Source organism: Actinokineospora spheciospongiae (assembly GCF_003182415.1).
Taxonomy (GTDB): Bacteria; Actinomycetota; Actinomycetes; order Mycobacteriales; family Pseudonocardiaceae; genus Actinokineospora; species Actinokineospora spheciospongiae.
On the sequence record NZ_QHCP01000013.1, the window covers coordinates 27,010 to 50,564 of the forward strand.

General features: G+C 73.8%; 25 protein-coding genes. 16 read left to right on the forward strand and 9 right to left on the reverse strand.

What is annotated here, in order from left to right:
- The first annotated feature begins 14 nt into the window (after positions 1–14).
- The 8 genes from DFQ13_RS27340 to DFQ13_RS27375 all read left to right on the forward strand — a co-directional run bounded on the left by DFQ13_RS27340 (position 15) and on the right by DFQ13_RS27375 (position 7,548).
- Positions 15–434 carry a cobalamin B12-binding domain-containing protein gene (locus tag DFQ13_RS27340; protein WP_110081861.1) on the forward strand — a complete coding sequence of 140 codons (420 nt, stop codon included), beginning with the start codon at positions 15–17 and terminating at the stop codon, positions 432–434.
- Complete coding sequence (locus DFQ13_RS27345) at positions 431–1,633, forward strand: methylaspartate mutase (protein ID WP_219994676.1); 1,203 nt, start codon at positions 431–433, stop codon at positions 1,631–1,633. Before DFQ13_RS27340 ends, DFQ13_RS27345 begins: the two co-directional genes overlap by 4 nt.
- Before the next feature lie 12 nt (positions 1,634–1,645).
- On the forward strand, positions 1,646–2,632 hold the full coding sequence (locus tag DFQ13_RS27350; RefSeq protein ID WP_110081862.1) for an asparagine synthetase A: 987 nt from the start codon (positions 1,646–1,648) through the stop codon (positions 2,630–2,632).
- Positions 2,629–3,897 (forward strand): glutamate synthase-related protein, encoded by a 1,269-nt coding sequence (locus DFQ13_RS27355; RefSeq protein WP_233438596.1) that lies wholly within the window; start codon positions 2,629–2,631, stop codon positions 3,895–3,897. The genes DFQ13_RS27350 and DFQ13_RS27355 overlap by 4 nt, the downstream gene beginning before the upstream one ends.
- Before the next feature lie 10 nt (positions 3,898–3,907).
- Positions 3,908–4,261: a hypothetical protein gene (locus DFQ13_RS27360; protein ID WP_146241369.1), complete on the forward strand. Its 354-nt coding sequence runs from the start codon at positions 3,908–3,910 to the stop codon at positions 4,259–4,261.
- 311 nt (positions 4,262–4,572) lie between these two features.
- On the forward strand, positions 4,573–5,724 hold the full coding sequence (locus tag DFQ13_RS27365; protein WP_181400169.1) for an MFS transporter: 1,152 nt from the start codon (positions 4,573–4,575) through the stop codon (positions 5,722–5,724).
- 211 nt (positions 5,725–5,935) lie between these two features.
- Positions 5,936–6,304: a YciI family protein gene (locus DFQ13_RS27370; RefSeq protein ID WP_110081864.1), complete on the forward strand. Its 369-nt coding sequence runs from the start codon at positions 5,936–5,938 to the stop codon at positions 6,302–6,304.
- A complete protein-coding gene (locus DFQ13_RS27375) occupies positions 6,301–7,548 on the forward strand; it encodes an RNA polymerase sigma factor (protein WP_110081865.1) in 1,248 nt (415 codons plus the stop codon). The genes DFQ13_RS27370 and DFQ13_RS27375 overlap by 4 nt, the downstream gene beginning before the upstream one ends.
- On the opposite strand, the gene DFQ13_RS27380 is transcribed toward DFQ13_RS27375, so the two are convergent.
- Positions 7,545–9,794: an MMPL family transporter gene (locus DFQ13_RS27380; protein ID WP_084175230.1), complete on the reverse strand. Its 2,250-nt coding sequence runs from the start codon at positions 9,792–9,794 to the stop codon at positions 7,545–7,547. The genes DFQ13_RS27375 and DFQ13_RS27380 overlap by 4 nt on opposite strands.
- A gap of 412 nt (positions 9,795–10,206) precedes the next feature.
- Here DFQ13_RS27380 and DFQ13_RS27385 point away from each other — a divergent pair, with 412 nt between their 5' ends.
- On the forward strand, positions 10,207–10,830 hold the full coding sequence (locus DFQ13_RS27385) for a DUF6801 domain-containing protein (protein ID WP_035278146.1): 624 nt from the start codon (positions 10,207–10,209) through the stop codon (positions 10,828–10,830).
- Between the two features lie 392 nt (positions 10,831–11,222).
- Complete coding sequence (locus DFQ13_RS27390) at positions 11,223–12,023, forward strand: MOSC domain-containing protein (protein ID WP_110081866.1); 801 nt, start codon at positions 11,223–11,225, stop codon at positions 12,021–12,023.
- On the opposite strand, the gene DFQ13_RS27395 is transcribed toward DFQ13_RS27390, so the two are convergent.
- Entirely contained in the window at positions 11,992–12,732 is a 741-nt protein-coding gene (locus tag DFQ13_RS27395) for a carbonic anhydrase family protein (RefSeq protein ID WP_181400171.1), read from the reverse strand. The genes DFQ13_RS27390 and DFQ13_RS27395 overlap by 32 nt on opposite strands.
- 123 nt (positions 12,733–12,855) lie before the next feature.
- On the opposite strand from DFQ13_RS27395, the gene DFQ13_RS33320 reads away from it, so the two are divergent.
- From DFQ13_RS33320 to DFQ13_RS27410, 4 genes are all read left to right on the forward strand, one after another.
- The gene (locus DFQ13_RS33320; protein WP_146241371.1) at positions 12,856–13,086 is read left to right on the forward strand and encodes a DUF2630 family protein; all 231 of its coding nucleotides are present in this window, start codon (positions 12,856–12,858) and stop codon (positions 13,084–13,086) included.
- 110 nt (positions 13,087–13,196) lie between these two features.
- Entirely contained in the window at positions 13,197–14,063 is an 867-nt protein-coding gene (sigJ, locus tag DFQ13_RS27400; protein WP_200873277.1) for an RNA polymerase sigma factor SigJ, read from the forward strand.
- Positions 14,060–14,518 carry a carboxymuconolactone decarboxylase family protein gene (locus DFQ13_RS27405; RefSeq protein ID WP_267897668.1) on the forward strand — a complete coding sequence of 153 codons (459 nt, stop codon included), beginning with the start codon at positions 14,060–14,062 and terminating at the stop codon, positions 14,516–14,518. Before sigJ ends, DFQ13_RS27405 begins: the two co-directional genes overlap by 4 nt.
- A gap of 46 nt (positions 14,519–14,564) precedes the next feature.
- Positions 14,565–15,476 carry a hypothetical protein gene (locus DFQ13_RS27410; protein ID WP_146241372.1) on the forward strand — a complete coding sequence of 304 codons (912 nt, stop codon included), beginning with the start codon at positions 14,565–14,567 and terminating at the stop codon, positions 15,474–15,476.
- A gap of 20 nt (positions 15,477–15,496) precedes the next feature.
- Here DFQ13_RS27410 and DFQ13_RS27415 read toward each other — a convergent pair whose 3' ends face one another.
- The 4 genes from DFQ13_RS27415 to DFQ13_RS27430 form a co-directional block, all read right to left on the reverse strand.
- Positions 15,497–16,087 carry a class I SAM-dependent methyltransferase gene (locus DFQ13_RS27415; protein ID WP_219994682.1) on the reverse strand — a complete coding sequence of 197 codons (591 nt, stop codon included), beginning with the start codon at positions 16,085–16,087 and terminating at the stop codon, positions 15,497–15,499.
- 121 nt (positions 16,088–16,208) lie between these two features.
- Positions 16,209–17,843, reverse strand: coding sequence for an adenylate/guanylate cyclase domain-containing protein (locus DFQ13_RS27420; RefSeq protein ID WP_110081870.1), 1,635 nt, complete (start codon positions 17,841–17,843; stop codon positions 16,209–16,211).
- Between the two features lie 70 nt (positions 17,844–17,913).
- Positions 17,914–18,393 carry a DUF6328 family protein gene (locus DFQ13_RS27425; RefSeq protein ID WP_110081871.1) on the reverse strand — a complete coding sequence of 160 codons (480 nt, stop codon included), beginning with the start codon at positions 18,391–18,393 and terminating at the stop codon, positions 17,914–17,916.
- A 71-nt stretch (positions 18,394–18,464) separates the two neighbouring features.
- Entirely contained in the window at positions 18,465–18,716 is a 252-nt protein-coding gene (locus DFQ13_RS27430) for a hypothetical protein (protein WP_035278134.1), read from the reverse strand.
- A 137-nt stretch (positions 18,717–18,853) separates the two neighbouring features.
- Here DFQ13_RS27430 and DFQ13_RS27435 point away from each other — a divergent pair, with 137 nt between their 5' ends.
- Positions 18,854–20,122: a cation:proton antiporter gene (locus DFQ13_RS27435; RefSeq protein ID WP_035278132.1), complete on the forward strand. Its 1,269-nt coding sequence runs from the start codon at positions 18,854–18,856 to the stop codon at positions 20,120–20,122.
- A gap of 4 nt (positions 20,123–20,126) precedes the next feature.
- Here the strand turns inward: DFQ13_RS27435 and DFQ13_RS27440 are convergent, their stop codons facing one another.
- From DFQ13_RS27440 to DFQ13_RS27450, 3 genes are all read right to left on the reverse strand, one after another.
- Positions 20,127–21,053 (reverse strand): NAD(P)/FAD-dependent oxidoreductase, encoded by a 927-nt coding sequence (locus DFQ13_RS27440; protein ID WP_035278131.1) that lies wholly within the window; start codon positions 21,051–21,053, stop codon positions 20,127–20,129.
- A gap of 14 nt (positions 21,054–21,067) precedes the next feature.
- Positions 21,068–21,805 (reverse strand): maleylpyruvate isomerase family mycothiol-dependent enzyme, encoded by a 738-nt coding sequence (locus tag DFQ13_RS27445; RefSeq protein ID WP_110081872.1) that lies wholly within the window; start codon positions 21,803–21,805, stop codon positions 21,068–21,070.
- A gap of 367 nt (positions 21,806–22,172) precedes the next feature.
- Complete coding sequence (locus DFQ13_RS27450; RefSeq protein ID WP_052020471.1) at positions 22,173–22,823, reverse strand: helix-turn-helix transcriptional regulator; 651 nt, start codon at positions 22,821–22,823, stop codon at positions 22,173–22,175.
- A gap of 123 nt (positions 22,824–22,946) precedes the next feature.
- On the opposite strand from DFQ13_RS27450, the gene DFQ13_RS27455 reads away from it, so the two are divergent.
- The gene (locus tag DFQ13_RS27455; protein WP_052020469.1) at positions 22,947–23,528 is read left to right on the forward strand and encodes a TetR/AcrR family transcriptional regulator; all 582 of its coding nucleotides are present in this window, start codon (positions 22,947–22,949) and stop codon (positions 23,526–23,528) included.
- Positions 23,529–23,555: the final 27 nt, after the last annotated feature.

Genomic DNA, 23,555 nt, shown 5'->3' on the forward strand with positions numbered 1-23,555 from the left:
CCTAGTTTTGCCGCATGTCCTCGCGGAGCGGTTGTGACGTCCTGGTCGCCGGAACGGCGTCGGATTCGCACACCTGGAACCTGATCTTCCTGCAGCTCTTCTGCGAAGAGCGCGGCCACCGGGTGGTCAACCTCGGCCCCTGCGTGCCGGACGCGCTGCTGGTGGCCGAGACCACCGCCCTGTGCCCGGAGCTGGTCGTGCTGAGCAGCGTCAACGGCCACGGGTTCACCGACGGGCTCATTGCCATCACCGCCCTGCGGCCGCGGGCCCCGCGACCGCGGATCGTGCTCGGCGGCAAGCTCGGCGTCGACGGGCGCAGGCACGCCGACCGGACCGACGCCCTGCTGCGCGCGGGTTTCGACGCCGTGTTCGACGACGGTGACCTCACCGCCTTCGACGCGTTCCTGCGGCTGCCGCAGGCGGTGGCGTCGTGAGCTTCGGGCGGTTCGTCAAGCGGGCCGGAGCACTCGTGGTGCAGCCCAGGATGGGCTTCGGCGACCCGGTCGCGATGCGCGACGGGCTCCGGGCCACCCGCGACGCCGACGCCACCACCGTGGGGACGCTGACCCTGGACAGCTACACCCGCGTCGGCGACCACCAGGCCGCGGCGAAGGCGCTGCGCGAACGGGCGCCCCTCAACGGCTACCCCATCGTCAGCCACAGCACCGAGACCACCGCGGCCCTCCTCGACGGCATCCGCGACAGCGGGTTCCCCGTGCAGGTGCGGCACGGTTCGGCGCAGCCGCAGGACATCGTCCACGCCCTCACCGCCGCCGGGCTCGACGCCACCGAGGGCGGCCCCATCTCCTACTGCCTGCCCTACGGGCGCACCCCGATCCGCGAATCCATCGCGAACTGGCGGGAGACGTGCGAACTGCTCGCCGAGCACGCGGACACCCCGCACCTGGAGAGCTTCGGCGGCTGCCTGCTCGGGCAGCTCTGCCCACCCGGGCTGCTCGTGGCGGTCAGCGTGCTCGAAGCGCTGTTCTTCACCCGGTACGGCATCACCAGCGTGTCCCTCAGCTACGCCCAGCAGACCCACCCCGCCCAGGACGAAGAGGCGATCCGCGCGCTCAGGACCCTTGCCGCGCGGTACCTCCCGGCAGGCACCGACTGGCACGTCGTCCTCTACGGCTACATGGGCGTCTACCCGACCACCCGGCGCGGGGCGCTCAGGCTGCTCCAGGCGTCCGCGGAACTGGCAGCGCGCACCGGAACCGAGCGGCTCATCGTCAAGACCGTCGCCGAGGCGCACCGGATTCCCACCATCGCCGAGAACGTGCAGGCGCTGGAGGTCGCCGCCACGGCGGCGCGGGAGACCGTCCCCACCGCCACCACCGCCGACACCGGCATCCTCGGCGAGGCGAAAGCCCTGGTCGAGGCGGTGCTCGACCTCGACGACGACCTCGGCAGGGCGTTCGCCGAGGCGTTCGCCCGGGGGCTGCTCGACGTCCCGTTCTGCCTGCACCCGGACAACGCCGGGCAGTCGCGCAGCACCGTCGGGGCCGACGGCCGGTTGCGCTGGACCGCCGTCGGCGCCATGCCGATCGTCCCCACCGAGCCCGACAGCGCCCTGACCTCGGACCGCCTGCTCACCGCCCTGACCCACGTCGCCCGCTCGTTCGACCGATAACCCGGAGGAGACATGTCCCACGAGTCCCCGCTCGCCCCGCTCGGCGAGCACCTCGCCGCCCGGTCGACCGCGGCCGCCATGCGCGTGCAGCAGGAGGCGTTGCAGGCCGCGCGCGACCACCTGCGCGCCCAGGGCTTCCAGGAGCTGCTGCCACCGCTGATCGGGCCGGTCACCGACCCCGGCGGGCGCGGCGCCAAGGCGCTCGACGTCGACTTCTACGGGCACCGGTACAAGCTGATGACCAGCGCCATCCTCTACAAGCAGGCGTCGCTGCGCGGGTTCGGCAAGCTGTTCTACATCGCCCCGAACGTGCGCGTCGAACCGGCTGAGACCGCGGGCACCGGCCGCCACCTGGTGGAGTTCCACCAGATCGACGTGGAGGTGGCGGGCGCCACCCGGGCCGACGCGATGGCGCTGGCCGAGGGGCTGCTGACCCACGTCGTCGACCACGTGTGGCGGGCGGTGCCGGACGTGCTGCGCGAACTCGGCCGCGACCGGGAGTCGTTCACCGAACTGCTCGCCGGGCCGTTCGACCGGATCACCCACACCGAGGCCGTGGAGCGGCTGGTGTCGGTCGGGCACCCGCAGAACCCCGACGGCGAGATCGACTGGGAGGGCGAGGAGATGCTGTCGCACAAGGCGGAGCGGCCGTTCTTCGTCACCGGCTACCCCAAGGGCTCCCGCGGCTTCTACGACCGCGAGGACCCCGACCGCCCCGGTGAGCTGCGCAACTTCGACCTCATCGCGCACGGCGGGTTCGGCGAGCTGGTCAGCGGCAGCGAACGCGAGGCCGACTACGCCACCATCGTCACCCGGATGCGGGAGAGCGGCGAGAACCCGGCCAAGTACAAGTGGTACCTCGACACCGCCCGCGACGGCATCCCGACCAGCGCCGGGTTCGGCATGGGCGTCGAGCGGCTCGTCCGCTTCCTCACCGGGCTGGACGCGCTGTGGCAGGTCAGCGCTTACCCGAAGCTGCCGGGGGTGGCGACGCCGTGAGCACCCCCGACAGTTCGATGACGACCGGTGCCACGGCAGCCGGGTTCCCGGAGGAGCAGGTCCGCGCGCGGGCCCGCAACGGCACGGCGGAGGCGTTCCCGCCCGCCGCCGACTACGGCCGGGCGATGTTCGGCGCGGTCCCCGACCCGGCCGCGGGCCCGGTGGACGACCTGGACGCCGCGCGGCTGGTGCCACCGGTGTTCATGCCGCGGCGGCTGGAGAAGCTGATCGACCTGGGTCGCGAGCCGGAGCACACCGACGTGGACCTGTCCACTGTGGTCGGTGGGTTCCGCTCGGCGCTGCCGGTGTTCCTGTCCGCCTTCGGGTCGACGGAACTGGGCAGCCGGGAACTCGGCGTCGCCGCGAGCACCCAGGCCGGGCAGCTCGGCGTGCCGATGGTGATCGGCGAGAACATGGTGCCGGTGCACGGGTTCGGCGGCTCGCCGATCCTCGCCCGCATCGAGGCGTACCTGGACGCGGTGGCCGACGGGCTCGGCGGGGTCGTGGTGCAGCAGAGCACCGAGGACGCCGACTCCGAGGTGTGGAACCTCGTCCACAGCTCACCCGCCGCCGCCCCGCTGCTCGAAACCGGGCGGCTGGCCTTCGAGCTGAAGGTCGGCCAGGGCGCCAAGCCGGGCCTGGGCGGCATGACCGTCCTTGACGCCGCCGAGGCCACCCGGCTGGCCGACCGGTTCTCCATGCACGACGTGTTCGGCTCCGGGGAGCGGCTGCGCTGCGCCACCCCCGGCACGTTCACCGAGGAGATCGTGCGCCAGCAGATCCGGTTCATGCGCAACAACTTCCCCCGCGCCAAGGTGTGGGTGAAATTCCACCCCGGCCGCGACATCGCCCGCGCCGCCGAGGTGGCCTGGGCCGCGGGCGCCGACTCGGTGACCGTCGACGGCGCCGAGGGCGGCACCGGCTGGGCGCCGACGGCGTTCCTGCGGCACGTGGGGCTCCCGCTGGCCGAGTGCCTGCGCCGGATCGGCCCACCCTCCGGGTGCCTGCTGGTCACCGGGCGGATGTGGGAGGGCAGCCGGGTGGTGCGCGGGCTCGCCCTGGGCGCCACCGCCGCCGGGCTGGGCCGGGCCGCGCTGCTCGCGGTCGCCGAGGACCCCCGGGCGGGGTTGGTGCGGCTGGTCGAGTGCCTGGCGCTGGAGGCGCGGCTGCTGATCAGCGCGCTGGGCAAGTACACCGCGACCGACCTCGACCCCGAGGACCTGTGGTGGCCGGGCACCCCGGCCGTCGAGCGGGTCCCGGTCTGAGGGGGCTGAGGTGCGCGAACGAGTCGGGGTGGGCGAGGCGGAGTCGGGCGGTGCGGTCTCGCACGCCTTCTTCACCCCGTCGGACGACCCCGTGCTGACCGTGTGGCCACCGTGGTGCCGGGCGGGCGCCGGGCACGCCGCCCGCTGGTCGCTGGCCGCCCTGGGCCGGGCCCACCTCGGCGGCGCCCTGGTGGTGCTGTCGGACGGCAGGCACGACGCCGCCGCCCGGCTGGCCACCGTCATGGCCGTGGACGACGCCGCCCGGGGCGGTCACCGGGAGGACGCCCGCTGGCCCCTCCTCGACCGCCTGCTGACCGACACCCGAGCCCTCACCGACGTGGTGGACCCCAGGAGCGACCGATGACCACCATGGACACCGACACAGCCACCGACCCGACCGCCCACCCGACCGCCCACCCGCCCACCGAGCCGCCTGCCGAGCCGCCTGCCGGGCCGGGTGCTGGAGTGGCCGCTGGGCAGGGCGCCGGATCGGCTGCCGGGCTGGGCGCTGGACTGGCTGCCGGACCGCCTGCGGGACTGACCGCCGGGCCGGGAGCCGAGCCGGTCGCCGGGCCGGGCGCTGGGTCGCTTGTCGAGTTGGGCGTCGGGGCGGGGGGTGGGGGAGGGGCGGAGCGGGCCGCGCCTGCGCGGACCGATTGGTCGCGGTTGGGGTCGTTGATCGGCGGGCAGGGGATCTCGCTGGTCGGCGACAACATGCTGACCATCGCGCTCACCTGGAGCGCGGTGCGGCTGGGTGGGCCGGGGGCGGTGACGCTGCTGATGCTGTGCTCCACCATCCCCAAGGCGCTCATGCTGATCTTCGGTGGCGCGGTGGCCGACCTGGTGGGTCCGCGCTTCATGCTGCTGCGCACCACTTCCGGTCGGGTCGCGCTGCTGGCGGCCGGGGCGGTGGCGGTCGGGCTGGCCGAGTCGGTGCCCGTGCTGGCGGTGATCGCGGTCGTCGAGGGCGTCCTGGTGGGGTTGGGTGGGCCGTCCTTCGGGACCGTCCTGCCGAAGTTGGCGCCGGGGAACGACCTGGTGCGGGCGAATTCCCTGTACTCCATGGTGACCAGGTTGGCCCCGATCGCCGGGGCGCCGCTGGGGGCCTGGCTGATCGCCACCGGGCAACTGTGGATGGCCATGGCCGTCGTTGCGGTGACCTGTTCAGCCTCGTTCGGGTGTTTGTTCCACGTGACCCGGGGGATGGTGCGGCCTGCCGCGCCCGTTCGCACCGGGTTGCTGCGCCGGTCCCTCGACGGGGTGCGGGTGTTGGCCGTGAGCAGGCGGTTGCGCTGGTTGTTCGTGGCGGCGTTCGCCCTCGACTTCTGCTTCGGCTGGCCCATGCTGGCCGCGTTGCCGCTGCTGGCCGACAGCCGGGGGTGGGGCGTCGGCGCTGTCGGGGCGGTCATCGCCGCGTTCAGCGCGGGTGCGCTGACCTCCACCGGTCTCGGGGCGCTGTTCGGGCACCGGTTGCCGCTGGTCGTGCGGCTCGTGGTGAGCGGGGTCGTGCTGGCCGGGGGTGTGCTGGTCATGGCGCTGACCCCGACCGTGTTCGCGCTGGCCGTCACCGCCTACGCCACCGGTGTCGCGTCCGGGTTCAACGGGCCCGCGATCGTCAGCCTCTACCAGGCCGCCGCGCCGCCGGACCGGATGGGCGCGGCGATGGCGACGCTGGCCCTGGCGGGCATCGGGACCACCCCGTTCTCGGTGGCGCTGTTCGGGTCGCTGGCGCTGGCCGTCGGCGTGCAGGCGACGTGGCTGGTGTGCGGGGTGCTCGCGTTCGCCGGGCCGGTCGCCGCGGTCCTGGCGCTGCGCTCGCCGGAATGAGCCGCCCGGTCCGGTGGAGCGGGGCCGCCACCCGGCCCGGCGGTGTCGCGCCGGGTCGGGGCGGGACCGCCGCGGTCGCGGACGGGGCCGCGGCGGTCGCGGGTGGGGCTGCGGCGGTCGCGGGTGGAAGAATCCGCCGGGACGGGTGTAGGGATCGCGGGTCCGGCTCCGACCCCTTGGCGATCCGACACCGGCACACGAGGAGCACACCGTGAAGTTCCTGCTGATCATGCACATGAACCCCGCCACCTGGGAGGGGCTCACCGAGGACGAGCAGAAGGCGATCATGGACGGGCACGACGGCTTCATCGCGGCCATCACCGGGTCCGGGGAGATGATCAGCACCCAGGCCCTCGGCGACCCGGCCACCAGCGCCGTCGTCCGCGTCCGCGACGGCGTCCCGGCGGTGACCGACGGCCCGTTCGCCGAGGGCAAGGAGTACCTGGCCGGGTTCTACCTCGTCGACTGCGAGAGCCGGGAGCGGGCGCTCGAACTCGCCGCGATGATCCCCGACGCGGCGGTCGAGGGGTTGGGCGTCGAGGTGCGGCCGGTGATGTTCTCGGCGGGCCCCGACCTGTGAGCACCGCGGTCGAGGACCTGCTGCGCGAGCACGCGCCGCGGGTCCTCGGCCTGCTCGTGCGCAGGCACGGCCGCTTCGACATGTGCGAGGACGCCGTGCAGGACGCCCTGCTCGCCGCGGGCACCCAGTGGCCGCGCGACGGCGTCCCGGACAACCCCTGGGGTTGGCTGGTCACCGTCGCCTCGCACAAGCTCACCGACGCCTTCCGCGCCGAGGCCGCCCGCGCCCGCCGCGAGGCCGCCGTCGCCGCCCTGCAACCCGGCGACGCGCCCGCGGTGCCCGACGAGGACGACACGCTGACGCTGCTGTTCCTCTGCTGCCACCCGGAACTCTCCGCCCCGTCGCAGGTCGCGCTGACCCTGCGCGCCGTCGGCGGTCTCACCACCGCCCAGATCGCCCGCGCCTTCCTGGTGCCCGAGGCCACCATGGGCCAGCGCATCACCCGGGCCAAGCTCCGCGTCCGGGCCACCGGGTTCACCGTGCCCCCGGCGGGTGCCCAGCGCGCCGAACGCCTGCGGGTCGTGCTGCACGTGCTCTACCTGATCTTCAACGAGGGCCACACCGCCAGCTCCGGCACCGACCTGCACCGGCCGGAGCTGACCGCCGAGGCCATCCGCGTCACCCGCCTGGTCCACTCCCTGCTCCCGGACGACGGCGAGGTGGCGGGCCTGCTCGCCCTGATGCTGCTCACCGACGCCCGGCGCCCCGCCCGCACCCGCCCGGACGGCTCACTGGTCGCGCTCGCGGAGCAGGACCGGGCGCTGTGGGACGCCGCCGCGATCGCCGAGGGGGCTGGGTTGATCACCGCGACCATGGCGCGCGCGCCGCTCGGGCCGTACCAGCTCCAGGCGGCCATCGCCGCGCTGCACGCCACCGCGCCGAGCACCCGGGAGACGGACTGGGCGCAGATCGCGCTGCTGTACCGGGTCCTCGAACGCCTGGCGCCGAGCCCGATGGTGACGCTGAACCGGGCGATCGCCGTCGCGGAGGCCGCGGGGCCGCGGGCGGGGCTGGCCTTGTTGGAGCCGCTGGCCGGGGATGCCCGGCTCGCTGAGCACCACCGGCTGGATTCGACGCGGGGGCACCTGCTGGAGATGGCGGGGGAGCACGGGGCTGCCCGGGAGGCCTACCGGCGGGCGGCTCGGCGGACTCTCAGCCTTCCCGAGCGGCGGTACCTGGAGGGTCGGGCTGCTCGGCTGGGCACCGCCGCGCCGGTGACCGACCGGGCGGGAGGCACGCCCTAGCCGACCTGGCCGGTGAGCTGCTTGGGTTCGGGCTGCTCCTCGGTGGCGGGGGAGAACCAGTCGAACGGGCCGGGGGGTTCCTCGTCGTCTTCCAGGCGGTGGCTGTGGCCGGTGCCCTCGACGTCGAGGCGGGGGAGGACGCGGCCCGCCCAGCGGGGCAGCCACCAGTTGGCCTTGCCGAACATGGCCATGATGGCCGGGACCAGGGCGATGCGGATGACCACCGCGTCGAGCAGGACCGCGACCGTCAGGCCGAGGCCGGACTCCTGCACGACGCGGTCGCCGGTGGTGACGAAGGAGATGAAGACCAGGGCCATGATCAGGGCGGCCGCGGTGATGGTGCGGCCGGTGGCGGCGAGGCCGTTGACCGTGGCCTCCACCGTGTCGCCGCGGCGGTGGTACTCCTCCTGGATTCGGCTGACCAGGAAGACCTCGTAGTCCATCGATAGGCCGAACAGGCCCGCGAAGAGGAAGACCGGGATGTACGGCTCGATCGGGCCGGTGCCCGCGATGCCGAACCAGCCCCACTGGAACACCGCCACCAGCACGCCGAACATGGCCGCCGCGGCCAGCAGGTTCATCACGGCCGCGGTCAGCGGGATCAGCACGCTGCGGAACACCACGACCAGCAGCAGGAACGAGATGGCCACGACCGTGCCCAGGAACAGCGGCAGCCGGTCGGTGATGGCGCGGGCGAAGTCCGACTGCACCGCCGTCGAGCCGCCGACGTAGAGCTGGGCGTTGGTGCCGTCGGTGGCGCGGGGGATCACCTCGGCGCGCAGCGAGTCGACCAGGGCGTCGGTGGCCTCGTCCTGGGGGGAGGCCTTCGGGTAGACCACGACGGCGGTGATCTGGCCGCCGCCCTTGGTGGGGCTGACCACCGGGGGCACGGCCAGGGCGACGTCGGGGTGGCCCACCAGTTCGGCGTGGACCTCCTCCGCGGCCCGGCGCTCCTCGTCGGAGTCGGCGCGGCCCACCACGACCAGGGGGCCGGTGAAGCCGGGGCCGAAGCCCTTGGCGAGCATGTCGTAGGCCTGCCGGGTGGTCGCCGTCGGCGCTTGCAGGCCCGCGTCGGGGATGCCCAGGCGCAGGGAGAACACCGGGACGGTCAGGGCGCCGATGATCAGCAGCGCGACCACCGTGCTCCAGACCGGCTTGCGGGTCACCACCCTGGCCAGCGCGCCCCAGCGCCTGCCCTCGGGCAGCACCTTGCGGTGGCGCAGGGTCAGGTCGCGGCGCACCGAGGCCGACAGGATGCGGATGCCGAAGAGCTTGAGCAGCGCGGGCAGCAGCGTCAGCGCGGCGAACATGGTCATCAGCACCGCGATGCTGGAGCTGATGGCGATGCCGTCGAGGAAGCTGATCCCCACGGTGAACTGCCCGAGCAGCGACACGCAGACGGTCACCCCGGCGAAGAGCACGCTGCGCCCCGAGGTCGCCGCGGCCAGGCCGAGGGCGTCCTCCTGCCGGGCCCCGCCGACCAGCGCCTGCCGGTAGCGGGTGACCACGAACAGCGCGTAGTCGACGCCGACGCCGAGGCCGAGCAGCACCACGATCTCCTGGCTGACCGTGGGCACGTCCATCAGGTGCGTCAGCAGCCCCACCACGCCGATCGCGGTGCCGACGGAGATGATCGCGGTCAGGATCGGCACCAGCATGGAGAACAGCGAGCCGAAGGTGAACAGCAGCACCAGGGCGGCGGCCAGCAGGCCCAGCCCGGCGTCGTCGAGGTCCGGTGGGGCCAGGGTCCGCCCGGCCACCGCGCCGTCGACGGCGATCCTGAGCACCCCGCCCTGGGCCCCGGTGGCGACCTCGACGAACCTCTTGGCCTCCTCGATGGTCAGGTCGTCGGCCTTGACGTCGAAGGTGACGGTGGCGAACGCGACCTGCCCCTGCGGCGACACCTGCGCGGCGCCCTGCGGGCTGTAGGGGGAGACGACGGTCTCCACGTGCGGCAGCGCGGCGACCTCGGCCAGCATCGGCTCGATGCGCCCCTGCACGGACTGGTCGGACACCGGCACGCCGGTCGCCTCGAAGACCACCCGCTCGGTGGCGCCGCTGACCCCGCCCGCGCTCTCCTGCAGCAGCTCCTGCGCTGTCGTGCTGTCGGAGGTGGGCAGCGCCAGGATGTCCCGGAAGTCGACCCCCACCGACTGGGCCCCGAAGGTGACCCCGGCCAGCACGGCGAGCCACAACACGATGACCAATCGCGCGTGGCGGAAGCAGAAGATCGCAAGAGCCCGCACCCGCCCAGCCTAGTTGAGCTGGGGATTCGGGAATACGCACGGGGATGACAAAACTGCGCGCACGACTTGTGCGGACCCGATCGCCGGTGGGGGTCGAGTCCAGTCTGCCGCCCCCGCCCGGAAAAGTCACCCCGCGAGATCGCTGGTCAGCGGCCCGTCGCGGAGCGGCCTGTGGTCGGGGCCACATTTTGCTCCCGGTGCGATGAGGTGGCCCTCACGGCGTGACAAGGAAACGAGGATCGATTTTCCCCGATCCGCCATCGGTTGGTTTTCCCTTGCCCGTCCGGCTATTGCGTGGTTACGCTCCATTTGCACGCCGACCGGGTCGGGTTCCGGTCCGGCGTCCACGCTCCCGGCTCATCCCCCGCTGTTCTTTCCGTTCGCTTCGTGCGTATTCATCGAGGAGTTTCGCATGTCCCGGAACGTTCGTGTGAAGAGATTGCTCGCCCTCGCCGCGGGCACCGCCGGTGCCGTCGCCATGGTCGTGGCGCCCAGCACCGCCCAGGCCGACACCGTGCACACCACGGCTGTGGTGACCAAGAACGTCACCTTCAGCTGCGCGTACCCGCTCATCGGCAACCGCGACGTCCCGGCGACCGTCACCGCCACCTTCCCCAACAGCGTCGCAGTGGGCTCGCCCATCAACACCACCAACTTCTCCGTGGCGGTGTCGCTGGACGCGCTGACCCTGCAGGCCCTGACCCTGATCGGCTCGGCCACCGTCGAGGGCACCACCACCGCCGGGGTCGAGCTGGACATCAACGGCACCGAGCTGGGCGTCACGCTGCCCGGCCTGAACATCCCGGTCACCAACGTCACCGGCCCCGCCCCGGTTGCGCTGAACATCAACGGCCAGGTCCCGTCGCTGACGGTCAAGGCCCCCGGGCAGGTCGACATCGCCATCGGCAGCACCTTCTCCGGCAAGATCACCCCGAAGCGCGCGGACGGCACGCTCACCGGGCTGGGCACCTTCGACCTGAACTGCTCGATGCTCCCGGGCCAGGACCCGGCACTGGTCTCGATCCCGGTCGTCTGACCGATCGGGGAAAGAAAGGGCCTCCCGGCGGCGCGGCCGGGAGGCCTTTTCCTGTGCGGTCATTTCCGAGATCGCTTTTCCCGGGCCCGACCTTTTCCGTTCGCGCGTTCCGCCGTCTGATTCCCGGACGGCGGAGCGCGATTCGCGCGGGCGGTCCGCCCCGGGGCTCTGAGCCCCGGCCTGGGTCTCAGGTCGGGTTCGGCGGCTGCGGGGTGGGCGGCACCGGCGGCTCGGTGGCGGGTTCCGGGATGGGCTGCCCTGGTTCGGGCAGTCCCGGGTCCGGCACGGGCGGCGTGGGCACGGGGTTCGGTGTCGGCTGTGACATGGGTCTCGGGTACCCGGTCGCCACCGTCCGAACCCTCCACCCGCGATCCGATCGGTACAGTCCACCCGTGCTGACGGTCGCCGGGCTGAACACCTTCCCCGTCAAGGGATGCGCCCCGGTCCCGCTGACCCGCGCCAGGGTCGGTGCCGCGGGCCTCGAACACGACCGGGCCTGGATGGTCACCGATCCCGACGGCACCTTCCGCAGCCAGCGCCGCGATCCCCGCCTGGCCCTGGTCCACCCCCGGGTCGCCGACGACGTGCTGGTCCTCTCCGCACCGGACGCCCCCGTCATCGAGGTCGAGGTGGACGACCACGCCCCCGCCCGCCCGGTCACCCTCTTCGGCGAACCCTTCCGCGGCATCGACCAGGGTGACCCCGCCGCCGACTGGCTCACCCGGGTCCTGGGCCGCCCCAGCCGCCTCGTCCGCGTGCCCCCCGACCACGACCGCGCCCCCACCGGCCTGACCCCCGGCACCTCCGGCTACGCCGACAGCAGCGCGGTCCACCTGCTCGGCCTGGCCTCCCACGCCGAACTCAACCGCAGGCTGGCCACCCCGGTCCCGCTGGACCGCTTCCGGGCCAACGTCCTGGTCGCGGGCGGCCTCCCGCACGCCGAGGACGACCTCCGCGCGATCACCGTCGGCGGGGTCGCCCTCGGCTACACCAAACCCGCCATCCGCTGCGCGGTCACCACGGTCGACCAGGCCACGGCCGCCCGCACCGGTCCCGAGCCCCTGCGCACCCTGGCCACCTACCGCAGGACGCCCGAGGGCGTGGCCTTCGGCGTCAAGTTCGCCGTCACCACCCCCGGCTGGATCGAGGTCGGCGACGAGGTCACGGGTGCAGGACCACCGTCCGCCCGTTGAGCGGCTGGGTTCCCCGGGAGTTGCCCGCGGTGAACAGGTGCTGGAAGCCCGACACGGTCGCGGCCGTCACGTGCTGCTCGGGCATCAGGAACCACAGCACCCCCTCGGTGAACGGCGCGGTGGTCAACGACCCGGTGTAGCGCGCGGTGAGGTGGCTGGCGGGCAGCAGCGCGTTCAGGTCGATGTCGTCGAGGTGCCGGGGCGTCCCGCACTCGGGCGTCAGACCGCTCAGCACGCTGTCCACAACAGACGGTGCGCCGATGCGCAGCGGAACCCCGACCACCAGCACGCCCCCGGCGGCGCTGCGGTGCACCAGGTGCATCTCCAGCGGGTCGTGGTGGCCCTGGAAGGTGTGCTCGGAAGGGGTGTGGAAGTGGAACTGCACCAGGTCGTAGCGGGTTCCGGCGTAGGTGACGTACGCCGACCCCGGCGCCACGTCCCCCTCCTCGGTCTCCTCGCCGCCCCTGGCGCCGCAGTCGGCGTCCTTCTGGACGTAGACCAGGTCCACCGCCGAGTGCCCGTAGTGGATGTCGAGCGCGGGGGCGAACGGGTCGAACCGGATGGCCGAGGCGGTGACGTCGATCGGGCTCTGCCCCGGTGGCGCGGACTCCGCCGCGGGCGCACCCGCCGCCAGCAGCGCCCCGACCGCCGCCAACGGGACCACCAGGGCGAACACCGCTTTGCCGACCACGACAGACCCCCACTTCACCGAAGGATGGTCCGGACCACTTTCCTCCCCGGCGCCCGCGCCCCCAATCCCCTGATCTCCGCGAAGTCGACGAAGCGGACGAACGAGTCGTGATCTCCGACACCGGGGACTACGTTGGGCCCCATGGACGACAACGAGATCCACGCCCGCATCAGCGCCCTGGTCGCGGAGGAGCACCGCCTGCGCGCGGGCTCCCCCTCCCCGGAGGAGCACACCCGGCTCTCGGAGCTGGAGGTGGCGCTGGACCAGTGCTGGGACCTGTTGCGCCAGCGCCGCGCCCGCCGCGACGCCGGGGAGGACCCGGACGACGCCCAGGCGCGCCCGGTGGGTGAGGTGGAGGGCTACCGCCAGTAGGACACCGACCGCCCGGCCGCGCTGCTCCCCGGTCGGGTGATCGTTGGCACTGCGCCGACTCCACCCACCCGGGGCTGTCACATTCCCGGGGGCTGTCTCGTCCTACTGGTGTGGAAGAAGAATTCGCCCGGGCGCGGGAGCGGCTGCTGGCCGTGGCCTACGGCATCACCGGAGACCGGGGAGCCGCCGAGGACGTGGTGCAGGAGGCCTGGCTGCGCCTGGTCTCCAGCCGCGAACCCGTCGACGACGTGACCGGCTGGCTGGTCGTGGTGACCTCCCGGCTGGCCCTCGACGTGGTGAAGTCCGCTCGCCACCGCCGCGAGCAGTACGTCGGCCAGTGGCTCCCGGAGCCCCTGGTGGAACTCGACGCCGACCCGGCCGACCGGGTCACCCTCGACGAGTCGGTGACCCTGGCGCTGCTGGTCGTGCTGGAGACGCTCTCGCCCGCCGAGCGGACCGTCTTCCTCCTGCACGAGGTCTTCGGCCTGCCGTTCACCGAGGTGGCGGGCGTGGTGGGCCGCACCCCGGCGGCCGTGCGGCAGCTCGCGTCGCGGGCCCGGCGGCACGTGGCCGACCGGGCACCCCGGTTCGAGCCGGACCCGGTCCGGCAGCGGGCCGTCGTGTCCGCCTTCGCCACGGCCTGCGCCGGGGACGACCTGGGCGCGCTGCTGGCCCTGCTCGACCCGGACGTGGTGCTGCGCAGCGACGGCGGCGGGTTCGTCTCCGCCGCGCGCAACCCGGTCGTCGGCGCGGACCGGGTGGCCCGGTTCCTGGCGGGCGTGCAGCGGCGCAAACCCGCCGAACTGCGCCCCGTCCGGGTGAACGGGTGGGCGGGCCTGCTGCGGGTGCACCAGGGTCACCCCACCGGCGTCATGGCCCTCACCGTCGCCGACGGTCGGGTCACCGCCGTCGACATCGTGCTCAACCCCGAGAAACTGGCCCGCGTGCGGGCCGCCCACGTGGAAGGAACACCGTGAACACGACCCCCCGGCTCGACATCTCCGGCCCCGCCGCCGAGGCGTACAAGCACATGTACGGCCTGGAGCGGTTCCTGGCGGGCAGCGCCCTGCCGAAGACCACCCGCGAGCTGGTGAAGCTGCGCGCCAGCCAGCTCAACGGCTGCGCGTTCTGCGTCGACATGCACGCCCACGACCTGCGCGCCGACGGGGAGACCGACGAGCGGCTGTTCTCCGTCGTCACCTGGCGGGAGGCGCCGTTCTTCACCCCCGAGGAGCGGGCCGCGCTGGCGCTGACCGAGGAGGCGACCGTGCTGGGCCGCGAGGGCGTGCGCGACGAGGTGTGGGAGGAGGCCCGCAAGTACTACGACGACGAGCAGCTCGCGGCGCTGGTCGTGGCCATCGCCACCATCAACGCCTGGAACCGGTTCGGAACGATCTTGCGGCTGGTCCCGGGGTCGATGCGGAAGAAGTGACCAGTGCATTCACCTGTTCGAGAGTGAGCCGTTACGCTATGTACCCGTGACGGACCTCAATACCCCCGAACGGGTTAATGGCGCGAAGCTTGCCGTCCGCCCGCGATCGGCGGGCACCGCGCTGCCGATGTTCCCGCCCAAGCCCGAGGACACCGTCCGGGGCCCGCTCATCGTCAGCGCGCTGCCCGCCGAACTCCCGCGCTCCCTGCGCGCCGCCGCCGCGCCGATCCTGGTCGCCGTCCCGCTGGCACGCCCGTCGGCGGACCGGACCCCGCCCGTCGGGGATGGCTCGTCCGCCGAGGGGGTTCGGCGTGGCGGGGAGGATCGGTCCACCGGGGAGGACCGGCGCCGTGGGGTGGAGCGGTCCGCCGGGTGGCGGCGCAAGTCGGTGGCGGTGGGTGCGGCGGGAGTTCTGGTCGTCGCGGTCGCGGTGCTGTTCGCCTGGGTGCTCCCCACGGGGGAACCCGCTCCGCCCGCCGCCGTCGCGCCCGCGCCGGTGGGGGAGTTCGACTTCCACCGCCTGCCCGACACCGAGGAACCCATCCGCGACAGCGACTGCGCGCCGCACGCCTACGGTCGCACGCAGGAGTTCCTCGTCGCCAACCGCTGCCTGCAACTGACCCGCGCGGTGTACTCGGCCGCGCTCCCGGGTGGGCGGACCGTGTTCACCTCGGTGGCCGTCGTCCGCATGCGCACGGAGGAGGCGTCGGTCCGGCTGACCGAACTGGTCCGGCAGGAGGGCACCGGGAGCGTCACCGACCTGCTCCGCGACCAGGTGGTCACCGTTCCCGGCCTCGACCGGCTCAGCCGCGGTGGGTTCGCCGCTGAGCGGGCGGGGCGGGACGTGGTGATCGTCGAGTCCGACACCGTCGAGCGCGATCCGGACGCGGTGCTGCACCGGGCTGTGATGAAGCGGATCAGCACGGACGCCGTGCGGCTGGGCGCGGAACTCCGCTAGGCCGCGCCCGACCCGAGCCGTCAGCCGGTTCCGCGCATCAGCAGGTGGCCCCGGCGGAAGCGCTCGCCCTCGCACGGTTCGCGCAGCACCCGGCCGACTTCGGCGAACCCCGCCTCGACCGCCAGTTCGGCCAGGGCGTCGATCGGCCACCGGTAGGCGGTTGTCACCTTGTGGTCGAACGGGGTGGTGGGCTCGCCGCCCGACTCGAAGAAGGCGAGCAGGAGGTGGCCGTCGGGGGCGAGCACCCGGCGGAACTCGGTGAAGTACGCGGGCACGGCCCGGGGCGGGGCGTGGATGATCGAGTACCAGGACACGACGCCGCGCAGTCCGCCGTCGGGCAGGTCCAGGGCGTCCATGGAGCCGAGCTCGAAGCGCAGGTCCGGGTACGCCTCGCGGGCGAGGTCGACCATCACCGGCGACAGGTCGACGCCGAAGACGTCCAGGCCCAGGTCGCGCAGGTGGGCGGTCACCGGACCCGGGCCGCAGCCCAGCTCGGCGACGGTCCCGGGGCCGTCGGCCCGGACGGACTCGGCGAAGGCGGCGAGCACCGCCCGGTCGAGGGGGAAGCTGGCGAGGTCGTCGCGGGGGAGTGCGGCGTAGCGGACGGCCATGGCGTCGTAGGCGTCCGCTGTCGTCCGGTGGTGGGTGGCGGGTTCGGTCACAACCGGGAGACTGTAGGGCCGCGGAGTCGATCTCCTCAACCGCGGTGGGGCGCACCCGCGCGGGGTTGCCTCAGGGTTGGCCGATCGGGTCGTCCAGCGAGGCGACCGGGTCCGACCCGGCTGCCTCGGCGGGGTCGGTCGGGGCGTCCGCCGCGTCGACCGGGATGACCACGGTGGTTTCCTGGGTGCGCCCGCGGAGGGTGACCGTGTCCGCCGCCCGCCAGCGCTCGGCCTCCTCGGGGGAGGCCGCGGCCAGGGTGTGCGCGGAGGCCACCAGCTTGCCGGGGAACGACTTGGCCAGCTCGGTCAGCCGGGCGGCCTCGTTCACCGGGTCGCCGATCACGGTGTACTCGAAGCGGCGGGCGTCGCCGATGTTGCCCGCGACCGCGGGGCCCGCGGCGACGCCGATGCCCGCCTCGCACTCGGGCACCTCGACCGGCAGCCGGGCGGCGATGGCCCTGGCGGCGGCCAGGGCCCGCCCGGCGTGGTCGGGCAGGTCGACCGGGGCGCCGAAGATGGCCAGCGCGGCGTCGCCGACGAACTTGTTGACCAGGCCGCCGTGCGCGTCGATCTCGTCGACGACCACGGCGAAGAAGCGGTTGAGCAGGTCCACCACCTCCGTCGGCGGACGGGTGGCGGCCAGCGTGGTGGACCCGACGATGTCGACGAAGATCACCGCCACCTCGCGCACCTCGCCGCCGAGGCGCTCCACCCCGGCGGCGACCGCGGCCTCGGCGACCTTCTGCCCGACGTGGCGGCCGAACAGGTCGCGGATGCGCTCGCGCTCGCGCAGGCCCGCCGCCATCCGGTTGAAGCCCGCCTGCAGCAGGCCGAGCTCGGTGCCGTCGTAGACCGGGATCTCGCTGTCCAGGTCGCCGCGCTGCACCCGGGCCAGGCCGTCGCGCACCGAGTCGATGGGGGCGATGGTGGCCCGCGCGTTGAAGATCATGACCAGCAGCCCGAACACCAGCACCACACCGCCGAGCACCACCACGGTCACCGCGAGCTGGTTGGTGGTGACGTTGCCGCGCACCATGGCGAACAGCGCCACCATCACCACCCCGGCGACCGGGACGCCGGTGCCCAGGCACCAGAACAGCAGCATCCGCACCTGCACGCCCGCGCCCACCACCCGCTGCGGGGGGTCGTCCTGCAGCGCCCGCGCCGACACCGGGCGCAGGGCGAACTCGCTGAGCAGGTAGGCGTTCGCGCAGACCACGATGCCCGCGAACGCCACGGTGAACCCGACCGCGAAGACCAGTTCGGGTTGCAGGAACGCCACCAGCAGGGTGAACAGCACCGTGGCCGCGCCCCAGAGCGCGGCCTGCATGAGGGTCAGCCCGAGCGGCACCCTGATCGTGGCGTGGCGGTCGGCCGCGGTCGGTTCGCGCTGGTCGATGGCCCAGCGCAGTTGCCGCAGCGCCCGCCCGGTGCCCCAGACGGCGCCGACGACCAGCGCCGCGAGCACGTACGCGGGGACCGCGATCGCCATGGCCAGCAGGGTCCGCCCGGTCATGTCCGGACCGGGGATCACCACCCCGGAGAGCACGACCACGACCGCGGCGCCGATGACGTTCGCGGTGACGAGGGTGATCGTCAGCAGGCTCTGCACCCGGATGCGCAGCGCCAGCCCGTGCTGCCCGGCCGGGCCGAGCAACTTCGACCCGAAGGGGGCCGCCGTCCCGGGCCGTCCCCGCTCAACCATGCTGTGTCCCCCAGGGCCGACGAGTTACCTACTCATGAGTAGGTTAGCCCGGTTGTCAATCCGGGTCACTCTAGTCGTCCCAGTGCCGCATCGGGAGCACGAACCACAGCACCCCCACGACCACCGCGCACACCCCCGCGATCACGAACGCCAGGGGCCCGCCCACGACCATCTCCGAGAGCAGCAGCAACGACGCCGTCACCGCCAGCGACAGGCAGACCAGCCCGGCGATCGTCGTGCGCGTGGCCAACCGCATGATCTGCTCGCGCTTGCCCTGCCCGATCAGGATGCGGTGCCACGCCGCAGGCGCGGTCAGCAGCGCCACCGCCCCCACGGCGAAGAACACCGCCACCATGTGGGTCGACCGCTCGAACGCGCCGGTCTCCTCCTGGTACACGTCGGTGAACGTGATGGACAGCAGGAAGCCGAAGAGGATCTGCACACCCGCCTGCGCCACCCGCAGTTCCTGGAGCAGTTCGTTCAGGTTGCGGTTCAGCCTCTCCCGCGGGTGTTCATCGTGCTCCACGTGCTTCGGGGATTCCTCGGTCATGGGGGCAGAGCCTGCCCGACACCGCTCGTCAACCTCGCACCCCGCGCCGTGCGGCGTCCGAACGGCCCTGATCAGGCACCCATCTGGTTCACCTGGACGTCCAACTGCGCCGCGACCTCGGCCAGCTCCCGATCCTGCGGCTGCGCCCCGCCCAGGCGGGTGTCGAGTTCCTCGCGCGTGGCGATCAGCATCGCGCCCGCGTAGTCGGGGCGGCGCAGCACGCTGCCGTCGACGACCTGGGAGCGGCCCTCCAGGAACAGCAGCACGGGGTCGGGCAGGTCGGACTCGAGCAGTTGGTGCAGATCGTCCTTGGTGATGGTCACGGCGGGGAGGTACCCCCGGTTGTTGATCGCTACACCACCCGGCGGAGTGGTCGGCGGTCGCTGTCGGTCAACCGATGGGCCGGGTGTTTCACCTGGTCGGGTGGCGGGGTAGCCAGGCGGGAGCAGAAGGAGGTCCCGTGGGGGCTTTGATCTACGCGGCGGCCGGTGTCGCCACCCTGGGGGCGGCCCTGCTGCCCAGGGTGCTCGGCCGGGTGCCCGTCTCGATGCCCATGGTGTTCCTCTTCGCGGGCGCGCTGGCGTTCGCGGTCATCCCGGCGCTGCCCGACCCGGTGCCCGCCGAGCACCCCGAGGTCGCGCTGCACCTGACCGAACTGTGCGTCATCGTCTCGCTGATGGGCGCCGGGCTGGCGCTCGACCGGCTGGTCGGGTGGCGGCGGTGGTCCACCACGTGGCGGCTGCTGGGGATCACCATGCCGCTGTCGATGATCGGGGTGGGGCTGCTGGGCTGGGGGCTGGGCCTCGGCGTGGCCGGGGCCGCGCTGCTGGCCGCCGTGGTCGCCCCCACCGACCCGGTGCTGGCCACCGAGGTGCAGGTGGGCGAACCCGCCGACGAGTCGGGGGAGGACGAGGCGCGGTTCGCGCTGACCTCGGAGGCGGGCCTCAACGACGGCCTGGCCTTCCCGTTCACCTACGCCGCCGTCGCCATCGCCGCCGCGTCCGCCGCCGCCCCGGCCGCCTGGGTGCCGCACTGGCTCGGGGTCGACGTGGCGTGGCGGCTGGCGGCCGGGGTCGCCCTGGGGCTGGGGATCGGGTGGGCGCTGCGCAAGATGTTCTTCTCCGCGCCCTCGGAGACGTTCCGGCTCGCCGAGCACGCGGAGGGCTTCGTCGCCCTCGCCGCGACCTTCCTCGCCTACGGGATCACCGAACTGGTCAACGGCTACGGGTTCGTGGCCGTCTTCGTCTGCGCGTGCACGATCCGGGCCGCGGAGCACTCCCACGGCTACCACAAGGTGCTGCACCAGTACGTGGAGCAGGTCGAGCGGATGGTGACCGTGCTGGTCATCTTCCTGCTCGGCGGCGCCGCGGTGAGCGGGCTGTTCGCGGGCACCACCTGGCTGGAGGTCGGTGCCGTGGCCGCGGTGCTGCTGGTGGTGCGGCCGGTCGCCGGGCTGATCGGGTTGGCGGGCGGCAAGACCGGGCCCCGGGAGCGGGCGGTGATCGCGTTCTTCGGCGTGCGCGGGGTGGGGTCGCTGTTCTACCTCGCCTACGCCCTCGGCGAGGCCGAGTTCACCGACCCGGACCGGCTGTGGCGGCTGGTGGGGCTGGTCGTGGTCGGGTCGATCCTGCTCCACGGCGTCACCGCCACACCGGTCATGCGGTTCCTCGACCGCAAGCGCGAGCGCGAGGCGCCCAACGACGAGGCGGTGGAGCGGACGCCGGTGTGAGCGGTCACAGACCGTCCACAATGGCCTTGCCCAGGGCGGTCCCGGACAGCCACGCCGTCTCCACCCTCGGCCTGCCCCAGGCGTCACCGGCGATCCCGATACCGTCGGCCAGCAGGAACGGCGCGTCGGCCGGGGTGTTGGGCGTGGCGTGGGTCCAGCGGTGGACGTGGGCCTCGGTGGGCGCGGGCAGGTCGAACAGCGCACCCACCGCGTCCGCGATCTCCGCGGTGGCCGCGGCGGGGGACTCCAGGTGGCGGGCGGCGAACTCCGCGGTGGTGTGGGCGACCAGGACCGGCGCGTCGTCGCCGCGCCGGGAACCGTCGTCGAAGACGGCGGCGAGGGTGGGGTGGTCGTTGACGAACGCGCCGTGGAAGGCGGGCCACGTCCGGGCCGGGTGGCGCAGCGTGGCCACCAGGGCGGGGGACCAGGACTGGTGCGCCGCCGCGTGCCGGGCCGGGGAACCCGCGGGCAGCAGGCGGGCCGCCTGCGGACCGGGCACGGCCAGGGCGACCGCGTCGACCCGCTCCCCGTCGACCAGCCCGGTGTCCACTGTGGTCACCGGGTGCTCGGTGACCACCTCCAGCCCCTCGGCCAGGTCGGCCACGAGCGAGCGCAGGCCGCCCGCGGCCGCGTAGCGCACCGGACCGGTGGTCGGCGCACGCCCGGACCCGTCCACCGCCAGCAGCGTGTCGGTCCACGGGCGGGCCAGGCCGCGGTCGCACCACGAAGCCACCACCGCGCCGAAAGCCCCGTCCCGGGCGGTGAAGTAGCCCGCGCCGATGTCCGCCGGGCGCCCGCCGTAGCGCTTGGTGGCCATCCGACCACCCACCACCCGACCGCGCTCCAGCACCCGCACCGGCACACCGGCCCCGGCCAGCACCCGGGCGCAGGCGACCCCGGCGATGCCCGCGCCCACCACCACGACACCCATGCCCGCCCCCCGGCTCAGAACGCCAGCTCGGCGGCGAAGGCGTCCCACACGGCCCGGTCGCCGATCACCTCGACCGAGTCCGCCCGCGCCCGGCCCAGCGCGACGAGCAGCAGGTCCGCCGAGTGCCCGCGCAGGGCGACGTCGCCCTTGCCGTGGCCGTGCTCCCAGCGCAGGCCACCCGCCCCCGAGGTGATCAGCCACTCGCCCGCGGCGCCCAGGCCCTCGTCGTGGGCGTGCAGGTGCACGGTGGCCTCCGGCAGCGCCCGCTGCTGCGGGATCTCGGCCATGAGGGTCAACCACTCGGACAGGGCGTCCGCGGCGACCTCGGGTTCGACCTCGTAGGGCACCCCCGAGGCGAGGGCGGCGTCGGCGAGGTGGACCACGGTCTCGTGCAGGCGCCTGCGCACCCACCACCCGGCCGGGCGCGGCCCGGTGAACGTCCACACCGGCACCTCGGCGCCGGTGTGCGCCACGGCGTCGAACAGCTCGCGCGGGCCGTCGCCGAGCCACTCGACGAGCCTGCCGTCCGCCGGCTTGCCGCCGGGCACGGCCTTCGGGTCCAGCGGGGCGGTCGCCCGCTCGCGCACCATGGTCGCCGCCCAGCGGTCACCTCGGCCGACGTGCCTGCCGAGCTGGGTCAGGGTCCACCCCGGGCAGGTGGGGACGGGCGCCCGCGGGTCTCCCGCGGCGATCACCGCGGCGAAGCGGCGGTTGTAGTCGGTGAACGTCGCGGCGTGGTCGAGGTCGGTCATGCCCCCGATCCAACCGCATCGACCCGGTCTCCCGCCCGGTCATTCCGGAAGGGCCCACGGCCAGTCAGGCGGTGACCCGGGGCCCGCGGCCGGGGGAGCGGTGGGTGAGCACGACGGCACGGTCGGTCCCCTTCCTCACCGGGACCCGCCGGTGCTCGCGGGGACGGGTGCCAAAGCCGGGCTGGGGGACATCTGCCGCTCCGATCCGTGGATTCGAGGTCCGGCGCCGGTGCGGGGACCGCAACGCCGACCGGGAAGCCGACCGGGTCACCGGTCCACCCCCCACCGCGTGAATCGTGCACAGAGGACGGTCCGTTGACCAGAGCACCACCGCGGAACAGGGGTGCTCTGGCGCAAGTGCGCCGCACTACAGCCAACCGCGCTGCGCGGCCTGCACGCCCGCCTGGAACCGGGTGGTCGCCCCCAGCCGCTCCTGCAGCACCGCGACCCGGCGCACCACCGTCCGCCGGGACAGGCCCAGCCTGCGCGCGATCGCGTCGTCGGTGGCGCCCGCGGCCATCAGCGTGACGATCCGCCGGTCCCGCTCGTCGAGGTCCCGGCCCCCGGCCACCGACACGGTCACCGGCACCGCCAGCGCCCACAGCGACTCGAACGTCCGGGCCAGCGCGGTCAGCAGCGCCGAAGCGCCCACCAGCAGGCTGGTCCCGTCCACGTGCACCAGCGCCCGGTCGTCGTCGGCCACCAGCAGGCCCAGCGGCGGCGCGGCCAGCGTGCGCAACTGCTCCCCGGACACCGGGGCGATGCTGTCGGGGGTGTACCCGGGGTGGATCGTGCGGTAGCGCACCCCCGCGGCGATGCGCGCGGTCCGCGACTCAGCCCGCAGCTCGCGCAACCCGGGGGCCGCGCACGGGGTGCCGGGCCGCGACGGGTCGCACTGCTCGATGGAGCGCACCTGCACCCGCGCCCCGGCGTGCAGGGACCGCAGAGCGGCGAGCTGGTCCCCGGGGTCGGACAGCGTCTCGACCGCGGGGTCCCGGGACAGCATGTGGGGGTCCACGCCGCCGGTAACCTCCCGGAACGCAAAGTGGATACGCGGATGTATCGGGCACCGTAGGCGGGAACCCGCCGCGGGTCAACAACCCGGCCTCACCGCGGCCCCATACCCGGTACGGTCGCGGCCATGGCACGCCCCACACGCGCCGAGGTCCGGCACCGGGTGGTCGAGGCGGCGGCCGCGGTCTTCGCCGAGAAGGGCATCGCGGCCACGCGCATCCAGGACGTCGCCGCCACCGCCGGGTTCACCAGGGGCGCGGTCTACTCCAACTTCGCCGACAAGGCCGACCTGCTCGCCGCGGTGGTCGACGCCACATCGGACCGGATGGCCGTCGACGGCACCACCGTGTTCGACCCGGCCGTCCCGCCGAGCGCGCTGCGCGCGGGCATCGGCCGCCTGGTGGCCGACTGGGTGCGGGAACTGCCGGTGCACCGCAAGCTCCAGTTGGAACTGGTGGCCCAGGCCACCAGGGACGAACGCCTGCGCGCCACCCTGGTCGAGCCGCGCCGCCGCAGGCGCCGCGCCGTCGCCGCCGCGGCGACCGCCTACTTCGACAGCCGGGGGATGCCGCTGCCGCTGCCCGCCGACACCTTCGCCACCACCCTGCTCGCCGTGGTCAACGCCTTCGCCATCGAACTGCTCATCGACCCCGAGGGCACCACCCCGACCGCGGTGGCCGACGCGCTGAGCGTCCTCGTCCCGGGGTGACCCGCCGGTAGCGATTCGGCCTCGATC